The sequence below is a fragment of the Hamadaea sp. NPDC051192 genome, from assembly GCF_040682475.1.
Classification (GTDB): domain Bacteria; phylum Actinomycetota; class Actinomycetes; order Mycobacteriales; family Micromonosporaceae; genus Hamadaea; species Hamadaea flava.
The window spans coordinates 1-1,705 of record NZ_JBFBAZ010000295.1; the positions used below are offsets into that span (position 1 = coordinate 1).

General features: G+C 67.3%; 1 protein-coding gene. It reads left to right on the top strand.

Annotated elements, in window-relative coordinates:
• The first annotated feature begins 175 nt into the window (after positions 1 to 175).
• Positions 176 to 1,594 carry an N-acetylglucosamine/diacetylchitobiose ABC transporter substrate-binding protein gene (ngcE, locus tag AB0M47_RS42685; RefSeq protein ID WP_363424753.1) on the top strand — a complete coding sequence of 473 codons (1,419 nt, stop codon included), beginning with the start codon at positions 176 to 178 and terminating at the stop codon, positions 1,592 to 1,594.
• Positions 1,595 to 1,705: the final 111 nt, after the last annotated feature.

Below are 1,705 nucleotides of genomic sequence, written 5' to 3' on the forward strand. Positions count from 1 at the left end.
GTGGCGCAGCGCACGCATGAGCGCTCGCACGCGGCCTTTCAGCGTACGGCTCGTGCGGTGGAGGCCCATCGGATCAAGGAGGTCGCCGAATGAAGAGCCTCCACACACAAGCTTCGGCGCGGCGGCCCGCCGAGCCGGGAACCCCCACCAACGAATCCCTTACTGAGGAGACACCATGTCCCACACCAGCCTGAGCCGCCGCACGGTGCTTCGCCGTGCCGCGGCAGCGGGTCTGCTGGCGACGCCGGCCGCCGGGTTCCTCGCGGCCTGCGCCTCCAGCGACACCTCCGGCGACACCGGCAGCGGCACGACCGGCAAGACGAAGGACAACCCCTTCGGCGTGGACGCCAAGAAGAACGTCGACACGGTCGTCTTCGACGGCGGCTTCGGCCAGGAGTACGCGAAGGGCTACGCGTCGCTCTACGAGCAGAAGTACAGCGGCTCCAAGGTCGGCATCACCTGGTCCAAGGAGATCCTGACCGACATGCAGCCCCGGTTCACGGGTAACACCGCGCCGGACGTCATCAACAACTCCTCGCCGAAGACGCTCGACCTGGCGACCATCGTCGACCAGCTCACCGACCTCACCGAGCTGTACGACGCCCCGAGCGTCGACGACCCGAACGTGAAGATCCGCGACACCCTGCTCGCCGGCACGATCGAGTCTGGCCTGTTCAACGACAAGCCCTACACGCTGAACGCCGCCTACACGGTGTACGGCTTCTTCCACGACCAGACCCTGTTCGACTCCAAGGGCTGGAAGGTGCCGACCACGTGGGACGAGTTCCTGGCGCTGGCCGAGAACGCCAAGAAGGAGGGCATCGCCGCCTTCACCCACCAGGGCAAGTACCCGTGGTACATGTACAACGTCATCACCGACTGGATCTGGAAGGTGGGCGGCAAGGAGGCGATCTTCGCGATCGACAACCTGGAGCCGGGCGCCTGGCAGTCCGACGCGGTGAAGACCGTCATCGACCACGTCCACGAGATGCTGGGCAAGGGCTACGTCCAGGCCGGTGCGGCCGCCCTCGACCACACCACCACCCAGCAGGCGGTCATCGACCGCAAGGCGCTGTTCATCCCCTGCGGCACCTGGCTCGAAGGCGAGATGGCCAAGACCCTGCGGCCGGACACCAAGCTCGAGGTCAGCGCTCAGTGGAGCCTGACGGCGTCGGACAAGAGCCCCTACGGCACCGTACGCGCGGCAGCCGGTGAGGGCTGGATCGTCCCGAAGACCGGCAAGAACCCGGCCGGTGGCCTGGAGTTCCTGCGGATCATGCTGTCCAAGGCCGGCGCCCGCAAGTTCGCCGAGCTGACCAAGTCGCTGCCGGTCGTCAAGGGCGCGGCCGACGGCCTGACCGGCTCGTCGCAGTTCGTCTCGGCGAACAAGGTCCTGGCCGCCGCCAACGGCAACGTCGTGAGCGTCCGCTTCGACGGCTGGTACAAGGACCTCTACACCGCGCTGGAAGGTGCGATCACCAACCTGATGTCGGGCAAGGGCGGCACCGCCGAGTTCACCACGGCGATGCAGAAGGCGGCCGACAAGATCGCGGCCGACCCGAACGTCAAGAAGCAGCCCAAGCGCACGGCTTAGTTCATCGGCTGGATCAGGGTTCCGGGTCGAATCTTGTGATCGCCGTCGCGCGGGCGTACGCCGTCGCGTCGGCCTCGGTCAGGTCCGGGCCGCTGGCCGCACCGTGCAGCC

Coding starts and splice junctions, on each gene's coding strand:
- ngcE (WP_363424753.1), top strand. CDS start 176: ATGTCCCACACCAGCCTGAGCCGCCGCACGGTGCTTCGCCGTGCCGCG.